General features: G+C 72.0%; 5 protein-coding genes. All 5 read left to right on the top strand.

The genetic code is table 11. The features are described 5' to 3' along the window. The coding region (locus SACSA_RS0111345) for a dihydrofolate reductase family protein (protein ID WP_198009047.1) at positions 1-226 on the top strand (226 nt) is incomplete at its 5' end. Beyond that, entirely contained in the window at positions 227-853 is a 627-nt protein-coding gene (locus SACSA_RS0111350; RefSeq protein ID WP_019815976.1) for a riboflavin synthase, read from the top strand. Between the two features lie 2 nt (positions 854-855). After that, on the top strand, positions 856-2,175 hold the full coding sequence (locus tag SACSA_RS0111355) for a bifunctional 3,4-dihydroxy-2-butanone-4-phosphate synthase/GTP cyclohydrolase II (protein ID WP_048876678.1): 1,320 nt from the start codon (positions 856-858) through the stop codon (positions 2,173-2,175). Between the two features lie 62 nt (positions 2,176-2,237). Beyond that, on the top strand, positions 2,238-2,744 hold the full coding sequence (gene ribH / locus SACSA_RS0111360) for a 6,7-dimethyl-8-ribityllumazine synthase (protein WP_019815978.1): 507 nt from the start codon (positions 2,238-2,240) through the stop codon (positions 2,742-2,744). A gap of 150 nt (positions 2,745-2,894) precedes the next feature. After that, positions 2,895-3,296: a PH domain-containing protein gene (locus SACSA_RS0111365; protein WP_232212929.1), complete on the top strand. Its 402-nt coding sequence runs from the start codon at positions 2,895-2,897 to the stop codon at positions 3,294-3,296. Positions 3,297-3,311 lie beyond the last annotated feature (15 nt).

The following is a 3,311-nucleotide window of genomic DNA, read 5'->3' on the forward strand; positions in this document are numbered from 1 at the left end:
CGAGGGCGGACCGGCGCTGGCGGGCGCGTTCGTGGCCGCCCACCGCGTCGACCGGATCGTGGCCTATGTGGCCCCCACGCTGCTCGGAGCCGGTGCGCCCGCGCTCGGGCCCGCGGGCGTGTCGACGATCACCGAGGCGCACCGCTGGCGTGTGGAAAGCGCCACCATGAGTGGTGAGGACGTGCGGATCTCCGCCGTCCCGGTCACCGGCGAGGGAGGCAACTAGGTGTTCACCGGCATTGTCGAGGAGCTCGGCGTCATCACCCGGGTGGATCAGGAGTCCGGGCCCGCGCGGGTCACGGTCCGCGGACCGGTGGTCACGGCCGACGCGAAGCACGGCGACTCGATCGCGGTCAACGGCGTCTGCCTGACCGTGGTCGAGGTCTCCGGCGAGGAGTTCACCGTGGACGCCGTCCCGGAGACGCTCGCCCGCACCAGCCTCGCCGAGGCGGCCCCGGGCCGGCCGGTGAACCTGGAGCGCGCGATGGCGGGTGACGGGCGCTTCGGGGGGCACATCGTGCAGGGACACGTCGACGGCACGGGCACGTTCCTCTCCCGGGACCCGGACGGCCTGACTCACTTCGCCTTCCCGCCCTCGCTGGCGCGCTACGTGGTCGAGAAGGGTTCGATCGCCGTTGACGGGGTCTCGTTGACCGTGGCCGAGCTCTCGGCCGAGGAGTTCGCCGTCGCGCTCGTCCCCGCTACCCTGGCGGCCACCACGCTCGGCCGCAGTGAACCGGGGGACGCGGTGAACCTTGAGGTGGACGTGCTCGCGAAGTACGTCGAGAAGCTGGCCGCCGTCCACCTGCCGGGTTCCGGGGTGGACAATGGCGGGGGCAAGGAGGACTCGTGACCATGGCAGACCCCGTTCCCGCGCTGGACATCGATCTGATCGAAGCCGCGATCGACGACATCGCGCACGGCCGTCCGGTGATCGTGGTCGACGACGAGGACCGCGAGAACGAGGGCGATCTGATCTTCGCGGCCGAGAAGGCCACGCCGGAGCTGGTCGCCTTCATGGTGCGTTACACCTCCGGCTACATCTGCACGTCGCTGACCGCCGAGGACTGCGCACGGCTCGACCTGCCGCCGATGTACCACACGAATCAGGACATGCGCGGCACGGCGTACACGGTGACGGTCGACGCCGCCGAAGGCATCGGCACCGGCATCTCCGCCGCCGACCGCAGTCACACGATCCGGCTGCTGGCCGACCCGAAGTCGCAGCCCGCCGACTTCCGCAGGCCCGGGCACGTCGTCCCGCTGCGGGCCAAGGACGGGGGAGTGCTGCGCAGGCCCGGCCACACCGAGGCCGCCGTGGACCTCGCGCGGATGGCCGGGTTGGCGCCGGCGGGCGTGCTCTGCGAGATCGTGTCGCAGAAGAACGAGGGTGACATGGCCCTGCGTGACGAGCTGGAGGTCTTCGCCGCCGACCACGAGCTCAAGCTGGTCACGATCGCCGACCTGATCGCCTACCGCAGGCGCAAGGAGAAGCAGGTCGAGCGCGTGGCCGAGGCGCGCATTCCGCTCGGGGCGGGCACGTTCCGCGCGATCGGCTACGACAGCCTGCTCGACGGGATCGAGCACATCGCCTTCGTCTACGGCGACATCGGCGACGGCGAGGACATCCTGGTGCGCGCGCACTCGGAGTGCCTGACCGGCGACGTGTTCGGGTCACTGCGCTGCGACTGCGGGCCCCAGCTCGAGGCGGCGCTGGAGACGGTGGCCGCCGAGGGCCGGGGCGTGGTGCTCTACATCCGGGGCCACGAGGGCCGGGGCATCGGCCTGCTGCACAAGTTGCAGGCCTACCAGTTGCAGGACTCCGGGGCCGACACCGTGGACGCGAACCTGGAGCTGGGCGTGCCCGCCGATGCCCGTGACTACGGCACCGGCGCGCAGATCCTGTCCGATCTGGGGGTGCGGTCGATGCGGTTGCTGACCAACAACCCGGCCAAGCGGGTGGGCCTGGAGGGCTACGGGCTCCGCGTCACCGGCCGGGTCGGTTTGCCGACCTCGCCCAACCCGGAGAACCTGCGTTACCTGCGCACCAAACGTGACAGGATGGGACACGAGTTGTCCGGACTCGAGCAGTTCGACGAGGTCGGCGCCGAGGTGGGCTCCGCCCGCGACGGCGAGAGCCGGGCGAGCGCGGACGGGCCCGCACCGGAGAACTGAGCGGAACACGGACGTGCGGAACACGGACGTGAGCAAACCTCGGATATGAGTGGACCTCGGATATGAGTGGACAGGGCAGCCCCGGCGCCGAGCTCGACCTCGCCGGGTGCGAGAACCTGCGGCTGGCGGTCGTGGCGACGCGCTGGCACACGCGGATCACCGACAGCCTGGTGAACTCGGCGCTGCGCACGGCGGGCGAGGTCACCCTCGCCGAGGAGCCGACCGTGCTGCGCGTGGCCGGGGCGGTGGAGCTGCCTGTGGTGGCGCAGGCACTGGCCCGGGGCCATGACGCGGTGGTGGCGCTCGGTGTGGTGATCCGGGGCGCCACCCCGCACTTCGACTACGTCTGCGACGCGGTCACGGCGGGCCTGACCCGGGTGGCGCTGGACGAGAGCACCCCGGTGGGCAACGGCGTGCTGACCTGCGACACCGAGGAGCAGGCGCTCGCGCGGGCCGGGCTGCCCGACTCCGCCGAGGACAAGGGGCGCGAGGCGACCGTGGCGGCGCTGACGACCGCGCACGTGCTGCGCGGGCTGCGGCAACCGTGGACGGAGCGAGGATTCGTGTGAGCCGGTGCGGGCGCCCCGATCCGGGGCGCGCGATCCGGCATGGCCTGCGACGAGGATGGTCCGGTGAACGAGACGGTGAGTGACGAGACCGAGGTGGGCGGCACCGGCGGCACGGAACCCGTGGTGTTCCGGCCACGCAGGGCGGTGTGGATGTCGGCGGCGCTGGCGGTGCTGCTGCTCGGCGTGTTCGTCACCGTCGCCGTGCTGCTGCGGTCGGCCGACACCGGGGTGATCTTCCACCTGAGCGACCAGGTCGCGATGGTGGGCATCGGCGTGCTGCTCGCGGGCGCGGCCATGGTCTTCGCCCTGCCGCGCGTGCGGGCCGACGCCGACGGTGCCGAGGTGCGTAACGTGTTCGTCACCCGGCGCTTCTCCTGGGACGAGGTGCTGGCCGTGAGCTTTCCCGACGGTGCCTCGTTCGCCCGTCTCGAACTGCCCGACCACGAGTACCACTCGCTTCTCGCCGTGCAGGCCGTCGACCGCGACGCGGCGGTGGAGGCGGTGCGCACCCTGCGCCGGCTGCACCGCGCCGCCCGGGACACGGAGTCCTGACCCGACCGGGCCGCC

This window comes from Saccharomonospora saliphila YIM 90502, from assembly GCF_000383795.1.
In the GTDB taxonomy this organism is placed as follows: domain Bacteria; phylum Actinomycetota; class Actinomycetes; order Mycobacteriales; family Pseudonocardiaceae; genus Saccharomonospora; species Saccharomonospora saliphila.

Bases quoted from the DNA above. Each gene is read 5' to 3' on its own strand.
- ribH (WP_019815978.1), top strand. From the start codon at position 2,238: ATGAGTGGACAGGGCAGCCCCGGCGCCGAGCTCGACCTCGCCGGGTGC.
- SACSA_RS0111365 (WP_232212929.1), top strand. From the start codon at position 2,895: ATGTCGGCGGCGCTGGCGGTGCTGCTGCTCGGCGTGTTCGTCACCGTC.
- SACSA_RS0111355 (WP_048876678.1), top strand. From the start codon at position 856: ATGGCAGACCCCGTTCCCGCGCTGGACATCGATCTGATCGAAGCCGCG.